Origin of the sequence: Ornithinimicrobium sp. F0845 (genome assembly GCF_023015765.1) — a bacterium.
GTDB lineage: Bacteria > Actinomycetota > Actinomycetes > Actinomycetales > Dermatophilaceae > Ornithinicoccus.
In genome coordinates this window covers 212,412-231,716 of sequence record NZ_JALKAL010000006.1, presented here as the reverse complement: position 1 = coordinate 231,716, position 19,305 = coordinate 212,412, and the positions used below count along the sequence as shown (strand labels likewise).

General features: G+C 69.6%; 18 protein-coding genes and 1 rRNA gene. 3 read left to right on the top strand and 16 right to left on the bottom strand.

Annotation, left to right across the window (positions count from 1 at the left end; genetic code table 11):
* Positions 1–13: 13 nt before the first annotated feature.
* The 15 genes from MWU75_RS11170 to MWU75_RS11100 form a co-directional block, all read right to left on the bottom strand.
* Positions 14–1,536, bottom strand: a 16S ribosomal RNA gene (locus MWU75_RS11170).
* Positions 1,537–2,051: 515 nt separating this feature from the next.
* Positions 2,052–2,945 (bottom strand): META domain-containing protein, encoded by an 894-nt coding sequence (locus tag MWU75_RS11165; RefSeq protein ID WP_247090602.1) that lies wholly within the window; start codon positions 2,943–2,945, stop codon positions 2,052–2,054.
* An 18-nt stretch (positions 2,946–2,963) separates the two neighbouring features.
* On the bottom strand, positions 2,964–3,893 hold the full coding sequence (locus tag MWU75_RS11160) for an RluA family pseudouridine synthase (RefSeq protein WP_247090564.1): 930 nt from the start codon (positions 3,891–3,893) through the stop codon (positions 2,964–2,966).
* Positions 3,890–4,744 (bottom strand): signal peptidase II, encoded by an 855-nt coding sequence (lspA, locus tag MWU75_RS11155; protein ID WP_247090562.1) that lies wholly within the window; start codon positions 4,742–4,744, stop codon positions 3,890–3,892. Before lspA ends, MWU75_RS11160 begins: the two co-directional genes overlap by 4 nt.
* Positions 4,717–5,385, bottom strand: coding sequence for a TraR/DksA family transcriptional regulator (locus MWU75_RS20315; protein WP_348647759.1), 669 nt, complete (start codon positions 5,383–5,385; stop codon positions 4,717–4,719). The genes lspA and MWU75_RS20315 overlap by 28 nt, the downstream gene beginning before the upstream one ends.
* A 192-nt stretch (positions 5,386–5,577) precedes the next feature.
* Positions 5,578–6,696, bottom strand: coding sequence for a DivIVA domain-containing protein (locus tag MWU75_RS11145; protein WP_247090560.1), 1,119 nt, complete (start codon positions 6,694–6,696; stop codon positions 5,578–5,580).
* 155 nt (positions 6,697–6,851) lie between these two features.
* Entirely contained in the window at positions 6,852–7,136 is a 285-nt protein-coding gene (locus tag MWU75_RS11140) for a YggT family protein (protein WP_247090558.1), read from the bottom strand.
* A gap of 108 nt (positions 7,137–7,244) precedes the next feature.
* Positions 7,245–7,760 (bottom strand): cell division protein SepF, encoded by a 516-nt coding sequence (gene sepF, locus MWU75_RS11135; RefSeq protein ID WP_247090556.1) that lies wholly within the window; start codon positions 7,758–7,760, stop codon positions 7,245–7,247.
* Between the two features lie 44 nt (positions 7,761–7,804).
* Positions 7,805–8,608, bottom strand: a complete 804-nt coding sequence (locus tag MWU75_RS11130; protein ID WP_247090554.1) for a YggS family pyridoxal phosphate enzyme — start codon at positions 8,606–8,608, stop codon at positions 7,805–7,807.
* 50 nt (positions 8,609–8,658) lie between these two features.
* A complete protein-coding gene (locus tag MWU75_RS11125; RefSeq protein WP_247090553.1) occupies positions 8,659–9,948 on the bottom strand; it encodes a DUF6596 domain-containing protein in 1,290 nt (429 codons plus the stop codon).
* Between the two features lie 11 nt (positions 9,949–9,959).
* Positions 9,960–10,328 (bottom strand): YciI family protein, encoded by a 369-nt coding sequence (locus MWU75_RS11120; protein ID WP_247090551.1) that lies wholly within the window; start codon positions 10,326–10,328, stop codon positions 9,960–9,962.
* Positions 10,329–10,432: 104 nt separating this feature from the next.
* Complete coding sequence (locus MWU75_RS11115; protein WP_247090550.1) at positions 10,433–11,812, bottom strand: VOC family protein; 1,380 nt, start codon at positions 11,810–11,812, stop codon at positions 10,433–10,435.
* A gap of 101 nt (positions 11,813–11,913) precedes the next feature.
* Positions 11,914–12,903: a hypothetical protein gene (locus MWU75_RS11110; RefSeq protein WP_247090549.1), complete on the bottom strand. Its 990-nt coding sequence runs from the start codon at positions 12,901–12,903 to the stop codon at positions 11,914–11,916.
* A complete protein-coding gene (locus MWU75_RS11105) occupies positions 12,903–13,439 on the bottom strand; it encodes a SigE family RNA polymerase sigma factor (RefSeq protein ID WP_247090548.1) in 537 nt (178 codons plus the stop codon). Before MWU75_RS11105 ends, MWU75_RS11110 begins: the two co-directional genes overlap by 1 nt.
* 96 nt (positions 13,440–13,535) lie before the next feature.
* Positions 13,536–16,100, bottom strand: a complete 2,565-nt coding sequence (locus tag MWU75_RS11100) for a hypothetical protein (RefSeq protein WP_247090547.1) — start codon at positions 16,098–16,100, stop codon at positions 13,536–13,538.
* Positions 16,101–16,301: 201 nt separating this feature from the next.
* On the opposite strand from MWU75_RS11100, the gene MWU75_RS11095 reads away from it, so the two are divergent.
* The 3 genes from MWU75_RS11095 (at position 16,302) to MWU75_RS11085 (ending at position 18,578) form a co-directional block, all read left to right on the top strand.
* Complete coding sequence (locus MWU75_RS11095; RefSeq protein ID WP_247090546.1) at positions 16,302–16,688, top strand: nucleotidyltransferase domain-containing protein; 387 nt, start codon at positions 16,302–16,304, stop codon at positions 16,686–16,688.
* Between the two features lie 304 nt (positions 16,689–16,992).
* Entirely contained in the window at positions 16,993–17,508 is a 516-nt protein-coding gene (locus MWU75_RS11090; RefSeq protein WP_247090545.1) for a SigE family RNA polymerase sigma factor, read from the top strand.
* Positions 17,505–18,578, top strand: a complete 1,074-nt coding sequence (locus MWU75_RS11085) for a hypothetical protein (protein WP_247090544.1) — start codon at positions 17,505–17,507, stop codon at positions 18,576–18,578. Before MWU75_RS11090 ends, MWU75_RS11085 begins: the two co-directional genes overlap by 4 nt.
* On the opposite strand, the gene MWU75_RS11080 is transcribed toward MWU75_RS11085, so the two are convergent.
* Complete coding sequence (locus MWU75_RS11080; RefSeq protein ID WP_247090543.1) at positions 18,529–19,302, bottom strand: isochorismatase family protein; 774 nt, start codon at positions 19,300–19,302, stop codon at positions 18,529–18,531. The genes MWU75_RS11085 and MWU75_RS11080 overlap by 50 nt on opposite strands.
* Positions 19,303–19,305: the final 3 nt, after the last annotated feature.

Genomic DNA, 19,305 nt, shown 5'->3' with positions numbered 1-19,305 from the left:
TGTTGCTCCTTAGAAAGGAGGTGATCCAGCCGCACCTTCCGGTACGGCTACCTTGTTACGACTTAGTCCCAATCACCAGTCCCACCTTCGACGGCTCCCTCCCACAAAGGGGTTGGGCCACCGGCTTCGGGTGTTACCGACTTTCGTGACTTGACGGGCGGTGTGTACAAGGCCCGGGAACGTATTCACCGCAGCGTTGCTGATCTGCGATTACTAGCGACTCCGACTTCATGGGGTCGAGTTGCAGACCCCAATCCGAACTGAGACCGGTTTTTTGGGATTCGCTCCACCTTACGGTATCGCAGCCCTTTGTACCGGCCATTGTAGCATGCGTGAAGCCCAAGACGTAAGGGGCATGATGATTTGACGTCATCCCCACCTTCCTCCGAGTTGACCCCGGCAGTCTCCTATGAGTCCCCACCATCACGTGCTGGCAACATAGAACGAGGGTTGCGCTCGTTGCGGGACTTAACCCAACATCTCACGACACGAGCTGACGACAACCATGCACCACCTGTATACCGACCTTGCGGGGCACCCATCTCTGAGCGTTTCCGGTATATGTCAAGCCTTGGTAAGGTTCTTCGCGTTGCATCGAATTAATCCGCATGCTCCGCCGCTTGTGCGGGCCCCCGTCAATTCCTTTGAGTTTTAGCCTTGCGGCCGTACTCCCCAGGCGGGGCGCTTAATGCGTTAGCTGCGGCACGGAACTCGTGGAATGAGTCCCACACCTAGCGCCCAACGTTTACGGCATGGACTACCAGGGTATCTAATCCTGTTCGCTACCCATGCTTTCGCTTCTCAGCGTCAGTTATGGCCCAGAGACCTGCCTTCGCCATCGGTGTTCCTCCTGATATCTGCGCATTCCACCGCTACACCAGGAATTCCAGTCTCCCCTACCATACTCTAGTCTGCCCGTACCCACTGCAGACCCGGGGTTAAGCCCCGGGCTTTCACAGCAGACGCGACAAACCGCCTACAAGCTCTTTACGCCCAATAATTCCGGACAACGCTCGCACCCTACGTATTACCGCGGCTGCTGGCACGTAGTTAGCCGGTGCTTCTTCTGCTCCTACCGTCACAAAAGCTTCGTCAGAGCTGAAAGAGGTTTACAACCCGAAGGCCGTCATCCCTCACGCGGCGTCGCTGCATCAGGCTTGCGCCCATTGTGCAATATTCCCCACTGCTGCCTCCCGTAGGAGTCTGGGCCGTGTCTCAGTCCCAGTGTGGCCGGTCGCCCTCTCAGGCCGGCTACCCGTCGTCGCCTTGGTAGGCCATTACCCCACCAACAAGCTGATAGGCCGCGAGTCCATCCTCCACCGAAAAACTTTCCACCACCATCCCATGCGGGAAGTAGTCATATCCAGTATTAGCACCGGTTTCCCGGAGTTATCCCAGAGTGAAGGGCAGGTTACTCACGTGTTACTCACCCGTTCGCCACTAATCCACCCAGCAAGCTAGGCTTCATCGTTCGACTTGCATGTGTTAAGCACGCCGCCAGCGTTCGTCCTGAGCCAGGATCAAACTCTCCGATAAAATCACACACCCAACCAACCCCATCACCACACAAAGCAGCAACAGACCAGTCAGGAAAAAATGACCCAAAGAAGGGCACAATCACTAGCCGACAGAACAAGCCATCGCTGACTCATATCCATCAATTCAAAGAAAATCTCGCCACCAGAACACACCACACACAAAACGCATGCACCATGCCCCAGGACGGGAAAAATTGGCATCGATTACTGACACGCTGTTGAGTTCTCAAAGATCGGACACACACCAACCACCACACCAGCTTTTGGCCGGCAAGGCGTTTGGGGCAACCTGTTCAGTCTATCCCTGTCGGTGTCGCTTGTCCAAATCGGCTGCACTCTCCGAGTGCGCCCTGGCCAGGTCCTTCGACGAGGGTGCCGCTCAGCCTGAGCTGCAGCGGCGAGAGACAACTCTAGCACCCCTGCGGTGGTGCAACCAACTCCGGGACAAGCACCGGTGGTGGGTTGGTCTACCGCCGCCTATCAGTGCAGGTCAGAGCACGTGTGGCCGCTCGCTCAGGGCGCCGTCGTCGCCTCGGTGTCCGAGCCGGCGCCGGACTCGGCGACAAATCCCAGGGCGGTGCCATCGGGGGCCGTCAGCTTCAGCGTGGACGCCTTGACCTCCGCGGTCAGGTCCTGCTGGTTGAGCACCGCCGTCATGAGCTGCTCGATCTCCATCGTGGTGCCCTCGCACGCCATCAGGGTCAGCCGCAGCGGGCCGAGGGTCAGGGTGTCTCCCTCGAGGGTGTAGCTGCCCCCGCCGGTGTTGCACCCGGTGTCCAGCTGGACGTTGCCGCCCTCGAAGACGAGTGAGGCGTTCTCCATGCCCCGGATGTTCGTGGTGGCGGTGTCGGTGTAGGAGGTGTCGAGCACCCAGGTCGGGCCCGCCAGGGCGAGGTCGGGCTCGGCGACCACGCGGTCGGTCAGCTCCAGCTCGACGTCCCCGCCGGTGAGGATGATGCGGTCAGCGATCCCGCGGAGCTCCGGACCACCCTCGAGGAACCCGGCGAGCCACTCGTCCTGCGCCATCAGCTCGGGTGCGCAGGCCATCTGGGTCTGCGCGAGCGAGGCGACCTGCAGGGTGCCCTGCTCCACGGCATACTCACCGATCATGGTGTTGCAGCCGGCCTGGACGCTGAGTTGACCGGCCTCGAAGGTCATCCGCACGACCGAGCCGGCGACCAGGTCGTGGCCGGTGACGGACGTGGATACGAAGGTGCGGTCGTCCAGGCTGGGAGTGTCGGCAGCGGTGTCGGTGCTGTCATCACCGACCTCATCCGGCGACAGGCCGGGCCCACCTGACTCGATGGCGCAGGCGGACAGGCCCAGCAGGACCACGCCGGCGAGGGCGGGAACCGCCCAGGCTGCTGAACGGCTGCGAGTGTGGGGGCGCCCCCTGCGGATCTGCATCACAGGAGCAGCCTTCCGTCAGGAGGCGATCTTGTCCAGTGCTTCGGCCAGATCGCTGGGGTAGGGACTGTCGAAGCTCACGTAGTCACCACTGCCCGGGTGCTCGAAACCCAGCTTGACCGAGTGCAGCCACTGGCGCTGCAGCCCGAGCTCGGCAGCCAGCTTGGGGTCCGCGCCGTAGGTCAGGTCGCCGCAGCACGGGTGGCGCAGCGCCGAGAAGTGCACGCGGATCTGGTGCGTGCGTCCGGTCTCCAGGTGAACCTGCAGCAGGCTGGCGCGCCGGTGCGCCTCGAGCAGCTCGTAGTGCGTGATCGAGTGGCGGCCGTCGGTGCGCACGGCGAACCGGTAGTCGTGGCCCGGGTGGCGTCCGATCGGCGCGTCGATCGTGCCCTCGTGCGGGTCGGGCAGGCCCTGCACCAGCGTGTGGTAGGTCTTGTCGACGACCCGGTCACGGAAGGCCTGCTTGAGGACGGTGTAGGCGCGCTCGGACTTGGCCACGACCATCAGGCCGCTGGTGCCGACGTCGAGACGCTGCACGATGCCCTGTCGCTCGGGGACGCCGGAGGTCGAGATGCGATAGCCCGCCGCGGCCAGCCCCCCGAGCACCGTGGGCCCGCTCCAGCCCACGCTGGGATGGGCGGCGACGAAGGCCGGCTTGTCCACGACCACGATCTCGGTGTCGTCGTGCACGATGCGCAGGCCATCGACCGGCTCGGCGCGCACCTGGAGCTCCTCGGGCTCGCGCACCGCGGGGAGCACGACCTCGACCCAGTCACCGGCCTGCAGCCGGTCGGACTTGCCGACGGTCCGCCCGCTGATCGTGATGTGCCCGTCGCCAGCCAGGTCGGCCACGCGACTGCGTGACAGACCGAGCAGCCTGGCCAGGCCCGCGTCGACCCGCTCCCCCTCGAGCCCGTCGGGCACGTTGACCGTGCGGCTGTCCGTCACGCGGAGGGCCCTGCGTCAGTATGCCGATCGCGGCCGTCGCCCGGCACCTCACCGGGCTCTGGGGTCGGGTCGGTGCCGGGTGCCGGGTCGGTGACGGGTGCCGGGTCGGTGACGGGTGCCGGGTCGGTGCCGGCGGCCGGTGTCTCGTCCGGCGGGTGCGTAGCTCCGGCCTCGTCCACCGTCCCGGCAGGGGTGTTGTCCACAGTCTCGGCTCGGGCCTCGTCCGCGACGGCGGCGTCCGCGGCGGCGTCGTCCGCGACGGCGGCGTCGTCCGCGGCGGCCTTCTTCTCGTCGGACGCACGGCTCCCGTCCGGGTTGATGCCCAGGACGGCAAGGAGACCGATCAGCACCGCCGCCGACGTGATCCCGATGTCGGCGACGTTGAAGATCGGGAAGTTCGGCAGCATCAGGAAGTCCACGACGTGGCCCTTGCCGAAGCCTGGCTCGCGCGTGAGCCGGTCCGTCAGGTTCCCCAGGGCCCCCCCGAGGAGCAGCCCGAGGCCCACGGCCCACGGCATACTGCCCAGGCGGCGGGCGTTCCAGACGATCACGACACAGACCGTCACGGCCAGGATCGTGAGCAGTCCGGTGGAGCCGGTGCCCATCGAGAACGCCGCGCCGGGGTTGTAGGTGAGATGCAGCTGGAGCAGCTCCCCGACCAGCGGGATCGTCGAGCCGTCGGACAGGTGGGTCTCGGCGAGGTTCTTGGTGATCTGGTCGGTCGTCACCCAGGCTGCGGCGATCGCCAGCACGATCCAGAACAGGGAGCGTCGGTGCGGCCGGACGGTGGTGGAGTCGGTGGCGTCGGCCCCGGCCCGGGACCTCAGCGGCGCTCCTGCTTCTGCTTGCATGTCAGACATAGGGTCGCACGGGGGAATGCCTGGAGCCGCATCTTGCCGATGGGGTTGCCGCAGGACTCGCACACGCCGTAGGTGCCCTCGTCGATCCGCTCGAGGGCGTGCTCGATCTGCTCGAGCAGCTCCTTGGCGTTGTTGGTGAGGGACAGCTCGTGCTCCCTCTCCCACGTAGCGGCGCCGGCGTCTGCCTGGTCGTCACCGGACCCCTCCCCGCTGTCGCGCATCAGCTCGGCGAGGTCTGCCTCGGCCTCGTCGACCTCGGCCTGCAGCCGGGAGCGGTCCGCCTCCAGCTCGACGCGCACCTCGGTCAGCTCCTCCGCTGTCCACGGGTCCTCCTTCTCGAGGACCGGCAGCTGGGTCGCGCCTGCCTTGGTGGTCTTGCGGGGGGTGCTCGCGGCCTTCGTCGCGGTGGCCTTCTCCGCCGCCGGCTTCTTGGCGGCCGCCTTCTTGGCGGCCGCCTTCTTCGCGGCCGGCTTCTTGGCCGTTGACGTGGCGGACGACTTCTTGGCCGTTGACGTGGCGGACGACTTCTTGGCCGTCTGCTTCTTGGCGGCCGACGTGCGTGCCGTGGTCGTGCGCGGTGCTGACGCGGTCGTCTCGTCGACTGCGGTCTGGGCGCCACTCTTGCCTGCCATGCGACCCCTTGCGTGTGAGTGTGCGACGCCACCCCGTTCTGGATGGTGCGCCGAAGGATAGGTCGTCCGGGGGTGAATCACAAGCCTGTGAGTGAACTCAGGGTGTCGCGTGTCGAAACGCCCGACCCCCGCGCCGGTCGTGCCGGGCGCGGGGGTCGGGTGGAGTGCTGAGGTCGGGCCCGCCGACCGGGGTCACTGCAGGCGGTCGTCGATGCCGTCGTTGTTGCGGTCCAGGAAGTCGATCTGGTCGCTGAGGTAGCCCTTGAGCTTGGCGCGGTAGTCGCCCTCGAAGGTCTTGAGCTCCTCGATCTTGGTGGACAGGCTCGACTGTCTGGACTCCAGGTCGCTGAGGATGTTGGAGCGCTTGGTCTCGGCCTCGCCGATCAGCCTGTCGCGCTGCTGACCGCCCTCGCCGACCAGGCGGTCGTGCTCGGTCTGGCCTGCGTTGACCAGCTTGTCGTGCTCGGCCTGGCCGGTCGCGACCAGCTCGTCGTGCTTCTCCTGACCCTCACGGATGAGGTTGTTGGCCTTGGCGTCGGCCTCGGAGATGACGCGGTCGCGATACTCGTTGCCCTCGTTGACCAGGCGCTGCTTGGTCTGCTCGCCCTCGGCCACGTGCTGGTCGTGCAACCGCTGGGCCAGCTCGATGATCTTGGTCGGGTCCTCGGCCGGGACCGCGGCAGCGACCGGCGCAGCGGCCGCAGGGGCAGCAGTCGCCACGGCAGCCGTGGCACGGCCCTCCGCCTCGCTGGCGGCCTGCTCTGCCTCGCGCGCGGCCTGCTCGGCCTGGGCCACCTGCTGGCGGAGCTCGGCGAGGCGGCCCTCGGCGGACTGTGCCTCGTTGCGGGTCGACTCGACCTTCTGCTGGAGCTCGAGCAGCTCGCCCTGGAGGCGGCCCTGGAGCTCCTCGTTGGCCTGCGACTCGGCCTCGGCAGCCTTCAGACGGGCAGCCTCGACGCGCCGGTTGGCGTCCTCCTCGGCCTGCTCGGCCTCGGTGCGCCGGGTGTCCAGCTCGCCGGTCAGCCGGTCGAGCTCGGCGACGAGCTCCTCGCGCTCGCGACGCATCTGCTCCAGCTGGGCCTCGTCGGCACCACCGGCGAAGGCGGCGGCACCGCCTGCGTAGTCCCCGTCATACTGACCCGAGCGGCAGTCGTCCAGCTGGGCGACCAGGTCATCCTGCTCCGCCAGCAGCCGGCGGAGCTCGACCACAACCTCGTCCAGGAAGTCGTCAACCTGGGTCTCGTCGTAGCCACGCCGCAAGTGGGTTGCGCTGAAGCTCTTCTTGATGACGTCCTCGGGGGACAACGCCATGGGTTCACCTCGCTCTGGAGATCCGCGTGAGCCCACGCGTTCACGGCGCACGGGACCCACTTGGCACTAGCTCAACTGCAATATCAGGCCTCACCATAGCCCAACGAGGCGGGTCTGCCCCACCGGCCAGCGGGAGCCCCGACCAGCTCTCCGGCTCAGAACGGGAGGCTAGCCGCGACGCCCCGTCCGATGCTCACCGCGAGGATGAGGACGAGGAAGGCCAGGTCCAGCGCGACACCACCCAGCCGCAGCGGCGGGATGAACCGGCGCAGGAACCGGATCGGCGGGTCGGTGAGGCTGTAGACGATCTCCGCGACGATCAGCAGCACCCCCGACGGGCGCCAGTCACGGGAGAAGACCTGCACCCAGTCCAGGATCAGCCGCACGATCAGGACGAGGAAGTACAGGGACAGCAACCAGTAGAGAATGTCGCCGATCATCGAGTGCCGTTCCTCGTCATCACGTCGCTCAGTCTAGGTGCGCTCCGGCAAACGAACGGCGCCGTCGACCCGGGTGGGCCGGCGACGCCGTGCGCGGAGCGCAGGGAGTCAGCTCTGGTTGAACAGCGCCTGCTTGGGGGCGGCGGGCTCGGCACCGTCGACCTCGACGTGCGAGGGCGAGAGCAGGAAGACCTTGCTGGTGACCCGCTCGATCGAGCCGCGCAGCCCGAAGGCCAGGCCGGCGGCGAAGTCCACGATCCGCTTGGCGTCGGCGTCGTCCATGTCCGAGAGGTTCATGATCACCGGGATGCCGCCGCGGAAGGCCTCACCGATGTTCTTGGCCTCGTTGTAGGTGCGCGGGTGGATGGTGGTGATGCGGTTCATCGGCTCAACCTCTGCCTCACGGACGACGCGTACCACGGGGGTGCGCTTGGTCTGCTCAGGGGCGTTGTTCCGCTGCGGCAGCTGGGTCACCTCAGCCGAGCGGGGACGCTCGGGCTCCGCGACGGGGCGGCTGTCCCGCTCCGGCGCGCGCTCGGGCTCGTCGTAGTCGTAGTCGTCGTAGCGCTCATCGGTCTCGGCGAGTCCGAGGTACTCCATGGTCTTGCGCAGCGCCCCAGCCATGTGTGTGAGCTCCTTGGTGCGTCCGTTTGTGGTCGATCACGACGCTACCGGGGGTCGGGCCGTTCTCCCAGGATTGCCGTGCCGACACGCAGGTGTGTCGCGCCGGCGGCCACGGCCAGTTCCAGGTCCCCGCTCATCCCCGCGGACAGGATCGTGGCCTCCGGATGGGCCTCACGCACCCCAGCAGCCAGGTCTTCCAGCCGCGCGAACGCGGCCCTGGTGCCGGCCTCGTCGAGCCCGAACGGAGCCACCGCCATCAGCCCGCGCAGCCGCAGGTGCTCAGCGTCGGCCACCCGGTCGGCCAGGGCGGTCAGATCAGCCGGCAGTATGCCGCCACGCCCCGCGTCCTCTCCCTCACCGAGGTCGACCTGCAGGAGGACGTCGAGCCCCCAAATTTTCGTAGTGGTTTCGCTGGTCGATCCCGCATTTTCGTAGTGGTTTTGCTGCCCTTGTCCGCCCGGCTCGCCCGCCGGGTCGATGACCCGAGCGCCTACGGCACGGTCGAGCGCCCCGACCAGCTTGGCGCGGTCCACGGACTGGACGCAGTCGGCATACTGCACGACGTGCTTGGCCTTGTTGGTCTGCAGCTGGCCGACGAAGTGCACGGTGAGCGCGGCTCGGGTCGAGGCGTCGAGCTCGGCGATCTTAGCGCCGGCCTCCTGGTCGCGGTTCTCGCCGATGTCGGTGACGCCGAGGTCGACCAGGTGCCCGATGTCGCTGACCGGGTGGAACTTGGTGATCACGATGAGCGTGACGTCGCCGGGGTCGCGGCCGGCGTCGGCGCAGGCCCGCGCGATCCGGTCACGCACCGCCGTCAGGTTGGTCTCGATCTGCTCGCGGCGGCTCATGCGGCCGAGGCTACCTGGGGCCCAGCGGGGCCATGGCGCGGGCCGGAGCCTCACTCGGTCACGGGTCCGGCGTAGCAGCCTCCTGACGTCGAACCCGACGTGCGGTGCGTCAGCTCAGCACGGCGCCGGGCCAGGTAGCGCCGTTCGACCGGGTCAGTCGTCAGCGACACCGCCTTGTCATAGGCCGCCACGGCCTCGCTGGTGCGTCCGAGCCGCTCCAGCAGGTGGGCACGGGTGGCCCAGGCCGGCTGGAAGCGTGCGGCCCGCTCGCCGAGGTCGTCCAGCCGTCCCAGCTCGTCGAGGAGCACGAGCCCGGCCTGCGGCCCGTCGACCTCTGCGGTCACCGCCGCCAGGGCCGTGCCGCTCCCCAGGCTCGGCGCCACGGCCTGCAGGCTGCGGTGCAGGTCCAGCAGGACGGGCCAGTCGGTGGCGCCTGTGTCACGACGGGCGCAGTGCACCGCCTGGATGGCGGCCTCGAGGCCGAAGCGACCCAGGGTCCGGGTCGCGTGAGCCACCCGGAGGTGCTCATGCCCACGGGCGATCAGTGTGGAGTCCCACAGCCGCGGGTCCTGCTCGCCCAGGGGCACCAGTCCCCCGTCGGCGTCGAGGCGTGCGGGAGCCCGCGCCGCCGACAGGCAGATCAGCGCAGCGAGCCCGTGCACCTCCGCGTCCTGAGGCAGCAGGGTGGCCAGGGTCTCGGCCAGATGCAGCGCCTCCCCCGCCATGGCCGGCCGCTCCTCGGTGCCCCCGGTCGGCCAGTCGATCGCGTAGGCGCCGTAGACCGCCTCCAGCACGTGGACCAGGCGCCCGGGCAGTGCGTCACGGTCCGGGATCACGAACGAGATGCGCGCGTCCCTGATCCGCCGCTTGGCCCGCACCAGACGAGCGGCCAGCGCGGTCGGCGGCACCGCGAGCGCACCGGCAATCTGGGCGGCGGTGAAGCCCAGCACGGTGTTGAGCATCAGTGGCGTCCGGACGGCGGGGTCGACCGCCGGGTGCGCACACACCAGCATCAGCTCGAGCCGCCTGTCCCCCACCGCGTCGGGATCGACCTCGTCGAGGTGCAGCGCGTCGTGCCGCGCCGGGTCGAACGACACGCCCGTCCGGGTGGCCGCCGACTTCCAGTGGTCCTTGAGCCGGTTGCGGGCGACGGTCAGCAGCCACGCCTCGGGACTGCGCGGTATGCCGTCTCGCGGCCAGGTCCTCAGCGCGCGCTCGAAGGCGTCGCCCAGGGCGTCCTCCGCCGCGGGGATGTCCCCGGTCGGGGCGGCCAGCAGCGCGAGCAGCCGGCCGTAACCGTCGCGGGCCGCTCGCGCCGCAGCCTCCCCGGGTGACGGCATACTCCCGTCTCTCAGGTCCACGACCCGTTGACGAACGAGGTGGCCGCGGGACGCACCTCCACCACGCCGTAGGTGGCGCCCGGGCACTTCTCGGCCCAGGCCAGCGCGGCGTCGAGGTCGGGCACGTCCACCACGATGATCCCGGCGAGGGCCTCCTTGGTCTCGGCGAACGGGCCGTCCTGCACCTGCAGGCTCCCCTCCCGCAGGGTCACCGTGCTGCTGATGTCCTGGCTCTGCAGGACCTCGGCGGCGACGAGCACCCCGGCGGCCTCCAGCGCCCGGCCGTAGGCGCCGAACGCCTCCTGCATCGCGGTGATGGCCTCCTGGTCTATCTCGCCCTCGGCGGGCTCCCGGTTGTGCAGCAGCAGTGCGTAGCGCATGGTCGTCTCCTTGGTTGTCTCCAGTGTGGCCGCGGTCGCGGCTCACTGGATAGACGACCGAGGACCTTGCCGATCGACACCCGACCTCAGCCCAGGATGTCGCCTCACCCCTGCTGCGCCCAGTGCTCCTCACGGCCGTAGGACGTCGTCAGGTCGATCTCGTTGCCCTCGGGGTCGGCGACGGTCCAGTAGATCGGTGCCGCGTCCCGGACGACGGTGCCGCCGGCCGCGACGGCGGCCGCGAGCCGTCCCTCGAGCTGGTCGTGCGGGAGGAACAGGTCGACGTGGATGCGGTTGCGCTGGGCGCGCCGGGCCTCGTCGTCGGCGTCCAGGTCCTGCACGAAGACCGGCACGTTGAGCTGGCGCGGGTCCACGATGTCGCTGATCCCCTCGCGCGGGTCCTCCTGGTAGCCGAGGGCCGCGCGCCAGAACTCCCGGACGGCGGGGATGTCGACCGCGTCGAAGCCGACCTGGACGAAGCGCGGGGCCCGCAGGTCGGCGCTCAGCCCCAGGCTCCGGGCCGCCTCCTGCACGCGAGCCGCCAACGGCTCGTAGCCGTCCTCCATCTCCCACCGGTCCTTGCCGCTGTCGAGCACGACCAGGCTCTGACCGGCCCTCGAGCGCACGTCGATGCCCAGCGCCAGACCCGCCTCGTCCGCGAGCGCCGCCACGGCCCGCACGAGCTCCGAGGCCTGCTCCGCCGACGCGACGGGATAGCAGGCCATCGCCGAGAACACGAGCCGCCAGTCCTCCGTGCCGGGCTGGTCCCAGCGGTCGCTTCCCTCCGGCAGCGGCAGTATGTCGACCTCGTTGCCTTCCGCGTCGGCCACCGTCGCGTAGTAGCCGTTGTTGTGCACCGTCCCGCCACGCTCGCCGAGCGTCTCCATGGTTGCGACGGCGACCTCCTGGGGCATGACGGAGTCCAGGTGGATCCGGTTGCGCAGGGGTCGTGCGGCGTCCTGCTCCTGGAACCAGATCGGCGGGTGCCGGTGCAGCGCGTCCATCAGGTCCTCGTCGCCGACCGGGTCATAGCCGAGCGCCGACTCCCAGAAGGGCAGCACGGCTCCCTGGTCCTGTGTGTCCATCGCCAACTGCAGGTCCTGGAGCACGGCCGGGTCGGCGGTGAGCCCCAGCCTGGCGGCCGCCGTGGAGACTGCGCGGGCCAGGTCGACATGCGCAGCGGTGAGGCCGTCGTCCGCCGGTCCCAGCGGCAGGCACACCTGGACGCCCTGGGACCGGACGCTCGCCTCCACAGGCACCGGCACGGCGGTGACTGCGGCCGCCACCGGCCCGTCCCGGTCCGCCGCCAGGTCCGCCGCGCGGGCCGCGAGTTCGGCCCCCGCGGCGTGCGAGGACGCGCTGAACCAGGCCGCGGCACCGGCGCCCAGCACCCTCCAGTCCTCCGTGCCGCCCGCCTCCTGGAACTGTTTGGCCGTCATCCGCTGCGTCGGGGTCGCGTTCTCACTCGTCGCGTTCTCACTCATGGAGATCGATCGTGCCACCGAATGCGGACGATCGGCGTCCTTGAGCCGAAGCCGCCGACGCGACCCGCCGACGCGACCCGCCGACGCGCTCGCGCCCGTCCTCAGTCGCCCGCCAGCATCCCGGACCAGAGCCCGTCGTCCTCGATGAAGATCCGCCACCCGGTGTACGCGCCGAGGGACTCCCAGGAGTCCAGGTCCTGCGGGGTGGCGATGCCGAGCTCGACCAGCTCGGGCCACTGGTCCTCGTCCAGCAGCGGCCAGCGGGCCGACAGCACGGGACCGTCATTGCCGCCACCCAGCTCGGGTGGGTAGTTGACCAGCAGCGACGCCAAAACGTGGACCCGCTGCCGCCCCAACTCTCCGGCGAAGGCCTCCTCCGGCGTGGTGTTGCCGAAGGACAGGGTCGTGCTCTGGTCCGTCGCCAGCGCGATCAGCCCGTCGAGGTCGCAGGTGGACGCCAGGTCCAGCAGCTCCTGGGCACGCTCCATCGTGGCGGGTGTGGCGTCGGGAACGCCCATGACCGTGAGCCCGGTGGTCGGCTCGTCGCACGGGTTGGGCAGGACGATCAGGTCACTGCCGGGGTCCGTGGTGGGGCCCGTCGCTGTCGGGGTCGGCGCCGTCGTCGGCGGTCTCGTCGGCCCGGTCGTCGGCGAAGGTGTCGTCACCGGGTCCGTCTGTGTCGGCTCAGCGGGCTCTGGGGCCGCGGTCCCTGTCGGGGACCCGGTCGGGCTCCCCGTCGGGTCTTGGGTCTGTTCCTGGGTGGCGGTCGTCTCTGGCGTCTCGTCGTCGATCGGCGTCGGCGGGGCGGACGTCACCTCCGTATCGTCCGAGTCGGTCTCCACGGCCGTCGCGACGATGTCGTCGGGGACCGTCGGCGTCGCCGGCCCGAGGGAGTCCCTCGACATCAGGTCACCACCGCCGAGCGCGAAGGCGCCCACGAGGCTCGCGGCCAGTGCCAGGCCGCCGACTCCCTGGGCCGCCTGACGGCGACGACGCATCCTCCGACCCGCACCCCAGGTGCCGGTGAAGTCGACCTCCGGACCGTGCCCGGCGGCGTGGTCCAGTGCGTTGCGCAGCTCGTCCTTGCCCATCACAGTCCTCCTTCCGCCATCCCGGCGTCGATGAGCGCCGGCATACTCCGTCTCAGGGCAGCCAAGGCCTTGCTGGCCTGACTCTTGACCGTCCCGGCCGCGACGCCGAGCACCTCGGCGATCTGCGCCTCGGACTGGTCCTCGAAATAGCGCAGCACAATCACCGCGCGCTGCCGCGGCGGCAGCTGCGCCAGGGCTGAGCGCAGGTCGGCGCCGTTCACCCAGTCGTCCACCCCCGACGAGACCGCCTGTGCATCCAGCAGGTCGCGCTCACCCTCGCCCGCGGCATACGGGATCTCGCGCCGCCACTTGCGCCAGCGCGACACTGAGTCGCGATAGAGGATGCGCCGGACGTAGGCATCGGGTGACCCGTCCCGCACGCTCTCCCACCGGCTCGCCAGCTTCACGAAGGCGTCCTGGAGGAGGTCCTCAGCGATGTGGGGGTCGCCGCAGTAGAGGCGGGCGGCCCGGAGCAGCTGCCCCTGACGCGCCCGCACGAACTGCACGAACTCCTCGTCCTGAGTCGGCTGGTTCATGGGTCTCCAACGCAATCGGTATGCCGTGAGGTTGCCCCCGCGGCGAAAGTGCCGACCCAGCCTGCCACCTGAGCGGAGGGCATGGCTGACTGGTGGTCAGAACGGCGGAGGTTCGTTGTTGGGCTCGGTCCACGGAGTCCTTGGGGCTGGCGCGCTCCGGTTCGTCGTGGTCCTGTCGGTGGAGGCGGCCCCATCGGTGGAGCTGGACCCGGCGGAGGCGGCCCCGTCGGTGGAAGCGGCCCCATCGGTGGAGCTGGACCCGTCGACGGTCCGTCCTGCCGCACCCCTCTGCTCGCCGGTCGTGTGGTCGTCGTCGGCCGCCGCCTTCGACTCGTGGGGGGTCTGCTCGTCGCCGGCGGCGCGGTGGCGGTCGACCTCGGCCTGACGGACCTTGGGGTCAGGCTTGTAGGCGCGACGTCCGGTCTCCCGGATGTGGGTCAGCGTGATCGAGTCCCAGCCGTGGAACAGGTCGTCGTAGTCGTCGGTGTCCAGGGACTCGCCGGGCTCGCGGTAGGACAGCGCCTGGTAGACGGCGGCGTTGATGACGTCGTCACGGTCTGCGCCCTCCTTGATCGCCTCCATCACTTCGGTGGTGGCCGACGTGAGGAGCTTGGTGTACTGCCGGTAGTCGTGGGCCTTGGTGCGGTAGATCCGCCCGAGCAGCGTCGTCCAGGTGACGTCGCGGTTGGCATCGATCACCGCGTCCCAGGCCTTCTTCGTCTTCTGGTCGTGGTGCGGCTCGCAGGCCGGCTGGCCGTTGGCCTCGCAGGTGTGCCCACCGGGCGTGCCGTACTCCTGGACATGGTCCATCTGGGACAGCCGCGCCGGGCGCAGACAGCCGGGGGCCCTGCAGAACAAGTCTGAAGCGATGAGCTGGGCCCGCATCCGCGCATCGAAGGGATAGGCCTTGATCGAGCGCTCCACACATCGTCCGGTGGCCGGGTCGATGAGCAGCCGATAGAGGCTGGAGCCCGGCAGTAGCGCCAGCAGCTGGACCTCCTCGGGCATCAGGAACATCGAGTGGCGCCCGATGACCTCGCCCACACCCATGGCAGGTGCAGGGTCGGGAAGGCCAGGGTCCGGGCCGGCCGAGCCAGGGGGAACGAACGCGGAGTCACCCGCGGAACCGGGCGGGAAGATCGCGGAGTCACCCGCGGAACCGGGCGGGATGAACGCGGAGCCACCCGCGGAGCCAGGCGGGAAGAACGCGGAGCCTGCGTCGGCACCCGGAGGCCCTGTCGAGGCTGGTGAAGGACAGGGTTGGCCAGGGAACGACGGGGCTGACGAGCTGATTCCACCGCGACCGGCGCCACAGGAGCACGTGCACGTGCAGGCCCCAGTGTCACCTGAGCCGGCGCGGTGGCCGATCAGGGTGTCGAACGGGACGACGGCGTGGATCTCGGCCGCAGGAAGGCCGTTGAGAACCTTGGTGAGCTCGGCGGACTGCTCCACCGTGATCAGGTCAGGGTCGTCCGGCAGGGTGGTGGTGTCTAGGGTCCCGTGAAGTAGCAAGGCGACTCCCAGGGCCGAGCGCAGCTCACGCAGCGTCTCGGGAGCCCCCGCCTTGCGGGCCGCCCGTGCAGCCTTGTCGACTCGGTCGGCGATCGCCGCAGCGCTGAGCGGGGTGCACCCGATGGTGATCTCCGCCGTGCCGTTCTCGTCCATGCGGACCCTCAGGTCCTTGGTGGCCCTGGCCCGCTCCCTGGCTGCCTTCTTGGCCTCTTCGTCGGTGGCGTTCACCTTGGCGACCTCCAGGGCCAGAGCGCGGTTGAACTCACCGACCCGCCACGGGCCACCGAGCCACTCTCCGTCGGAGTCCAGCCGATCGGTCACCGACGCCTCCGGGTCGTCCCCGAACAGAGCATTGGCGATCTTCGCCGTGTCCTCGTGAGCCAGCCCACCTGCCTCGCGATGGAATCGGCGGACCACCTGCCAGCAGCTCTCGCCGGTGCGCAGGCTGTGCAGCACCGGCGCCAGCGTGCTGGTGGGAGAGCTCGCCAGGCTGACGAGGTCGCGCACCTCGCTCTCGTACCAGCCCAGCGCGGCCTCGAGCTCGTGCCGGGTCTGCGACTTGGCCGCCGCCCGCCACTTGTCCTGCTGGCCCTTGGAGAGCTCCTCGGAAGAGGCCACGCCCTTCTCACCCAGCAGCAGCTGCCCGCGCGCAGCCGTCAGATGCCGGGCCGCGGTCACCACGACCGAGTCCAGCTGGTGGGAGACCTTGGTGACGGACTCGATGACGCCCAGCAGCTCCTTGGACCGTGCCAGCACCGCGGGCTGCTCCCGCGGTCCCTCCAGCGACTCCGGCGGCTGCTGCGGCACGTCAGAGGACTGCTCTGCCGCGCCGGACGACTGCTCCGGCTCCTCGGCCGACTGCTGGGGCTTCTCGGACAACTGCTCAGGGGCGTTGAGGGTGGCGCACGCAAGGGTGGCCTCGGTCAACGGCCCGACCATGTCGCCCACACCCAGGAACTTCATGGCCGCCTGCATGGCCTCGATGGCCTCGGTGCGCGGGTCCCCCAACTCGACGACCACGGGTGCGCCTTCGTGCGGATGCACCCACATGCGAGGCAACGTCGCGCCCTGAGCCTGCAGCTGCGCGAGCGCCTCCCCGGGCACGAACTCTTCGAGGCGGGACTCGAGCACGCTCCCCTTCCCCTGCATGTCGGTCCCTCCTTTCCGGCGACTCCTCCACCGACAATCTCAACCTAGCACATATGTTCGACACAAAGTTGTTATCCACACCCGGTGTGTCGTCCCCCTCAGTTAGCCCCGGACGTCCGGGGGGAGCAGGAAGACCTGCCTGACGGCATACTCCCCGAAGGCCCCGACAGTGCGTGCGGCACCAGCCGTACGCTGTCGCCCGTGAGCCCAGCCGCCGAGATCCACGGAGACACCGGCCTGCCCGCCGGCTTCCCCCACCCGCACGCCTCGGAGGAGGCCCGCGCGATCGCCGAGGCGGGCATGATCCTGCGTGTGCAGGTCGGCTCGGGGGTGCACGGCACCTCCATCTCGGGGCAGGACGACCGCGACGAGATGGGCATCTGCCTCGAACCGGCCGAGTTCGTCACCGGTCTCGCACGGGTCCCGCGCGGCATCGAGAGCGACAGCCAGATCGACTTCGAGCAGTTCCAGCGCCACACGGATCCCGCTGCCGGCAGGCGCTCAGAGCCCCTGCCTTCTGGAGCGAAGTCCCGCGGGGTCTGTCGATCTCGTGGGGAAGCTGAGTGTCGCTCAGGTGCACGAGACTGACCGACGAGATGGCGGCGCGGATCCGAGCCAGGTTCTGGCGAGGGCTGCGCGGACTCGAGTGACCCAGCTGCGAGTTCGAAAGTATGCCGTGCCCCGGTGACGCTGGGCGGACCCCGGAGACGCTGGGCGGACCCCGTACGCCGGGCGGACCAGGCTGTCGCACGTCAGGACGCAGGCGCCGGGAACTGCACCCAGCCTCGATCGCACGCTTCGTGCGTGTGAGCCAACCTTGTTCTGCGCGAGGCAACCTTTCGGAAGACTGCCACGTAGGTGTGCTGTCAGGACGGACCAGGAGGTGGAGCGGATGCGCAAGCGGGAGCGGGACGAGGAGTTCAGCACCTTCGTGCGCGAGGCCACGCCCGAGCTGCTCCGCATCGCCTGGTTCCTCACCGGAGACGTCGAGGATGCCAAGGAACTTGTGCAGGCGTCGCTGACCAAGACCTACTCCGCGTGGTCCCGGGTCCGTCCCGGCCTGGCCATGCCCTACACCCGCACGATCCTGGTCAACCACCGCAACGACACCTGGCGCAAGCAGCGCCGGGAGATCCTCGTCGACCCCCACGAGAGCCCCGAGCCTGACGGCCCGAGCGGTCCCGCCCCGGCGGACCAGGTCATCGTCCAGCAGGACCTGATCGAGGCCCTCGTGGCCCTGCCCGAGCAGCAGCGGCGGGTCGTGGTCCTCCGTTACTACTGCGACCTGTCCGAGGCGACGGTCGCGCACGACCTCGGCATCAGCCTCGGCGCCGTCAAGAGCTCGGCGTCCCGCGGGTTAGCCAACCTCAGACAGCTCTACGCCCCCACCAAGGAGACGGTCCGATGATCACCGACGAGCGCGACCTGGCACGCTCCCTGCGCACAGCAGAGACTCCTCCGGGCCTCACCCTCGACCCCGAGCAGGTCATCGGTCGGGCGCACCGCGCCGACCGGCGCCACCGAGCCGGCAGGGGTGCTCTCGCGACGGGGTCCGTCGCGGCCGCCGCGGCCGCGGCTCTCTGGGCGACGGGCACCAACGTCGGTCCGATGGCGGTGCTCCCTGCCGCGCCGTGGACCGACGGCTGCGCCGGCATCGTCGACGGCTCTGCCGGCACCTCGATCAACCTGGACCAGGTCTCGTATGCCGAGCTGCCGCTTCCGGGAGAGGCTGCCGGCTTCGCTGTCGTCGCCTTCGACGCTTGTGGCGGCAGTGCAGGGCGGGTCGCCTACGCCACCCGCGGCGCCGACGGCCTGCTCGGAGAGGTCGAGAGCTGGGGGGAACCCAGCGAGAGCACGGTCCGGGCCTGGCGCGACGGGCAGGCGGTCATGCCCCAGCCCGTGCGCTCGGGGAACGGCGAGGTGCTCTTTGGCGTGGTCGCCAGTGGCGCGACCGACCTCCAGGTGTTGTCCGACGCCGGCGCGGTCGACGTCGAGCGGGAGACGCTGCCGGACACCGGGCTGGACGCCTACCTCTCCCAGGAGTTCACCGACCCCGAGCACGAGACCATCGGCATGACGTGGCAGGACGAGGCCGGAGTCCGCGTCACCTGGCTGCAGGTGCTCGACACGGCCACCTTCGACGCTGCCCCGACCGAGGACACCGTGCCGCTCGTCGCGCAGGGCCGGGACGGCATCTGGCGACTGTGGTTCGGCGACGAGCAGGCAAACCTGGAGGACGCGCTCGGGAGCTGGACGGCCGTCGAGTTCCTGGAGGGTGAGGGTCGAGAGGTCGTGGCCTACCTGCCCGTCGGGGCCGAGGTCGACGTCACGATGGCGGGCGGCGCGGCCGTCGACGCCGTCCGCTACGCCGAGCCGGGCGGGGCCGACGGGCGGTTCGCCTGGGTCTCGGCACCCAGCGGCTCCGAGGTCACCTGGGTCGGCGCCGACGGCGCGCGGGAGGTCCTGCCCGAGCCGTAGGCGTAGGCCCGACGGCCAGTCCGGCTTGTGCGAGATCGGCGCCATGGCGCCGATCTGGCACATGCGCCCCCGGGAGGCTCAGCGGGGGGCCCACCTCACCCAGATACGCCACCGCGTCAGCCAACGAGACCACCTCGGCATACTTCGCCTGCAGGTCATAGAGCGAGGCGTCGTGCACGGCGGGCTCGCGGTCCGCGACGGCCTCCCGCACCACGAGGGGCACGAAGCCGTGCTGAAGTGCGTCGACCGCGCTGGCCCGCACGCACCCGCTGGTGCTGACCCCGAGGATCACGACCGTGTCGACGCCCAGGGACTGCAGCATCGAGGCCAGGGTCGTGCCGAAGAAGGCGCTGGCGTACTGCTTGACCACGACCGGTTCACTCGGCAGCGGCGCCACCTGGGGCATCGGGTCCCCCAGCACGGTCTCGCCGATGAGCAGCCGCAGCGCCGGCACCTTGCGCAGGAAGACGCCGCCGTCCAGCCCGCCGGGGCCGTAGCGCACCACCGTGTGCACCACTGGGATCCCGGCCGACCGGGCGGCCTCGAGCACCTGCGCGGCCGCGTGGACCGAGTCGTCGCTGGGCAGGCAGAACGGGCTGTCCGGGTCGTAGTAGGCGCGCATCATGTCCACCACGACAACCGCGGGCAGTATGCCGGGGGCAAGGGTTCCGGCGAACCCCTCGGCGAAGCCGCGGGCCGGGTTGGGTTGTGGGTCCTCAGTCACTGG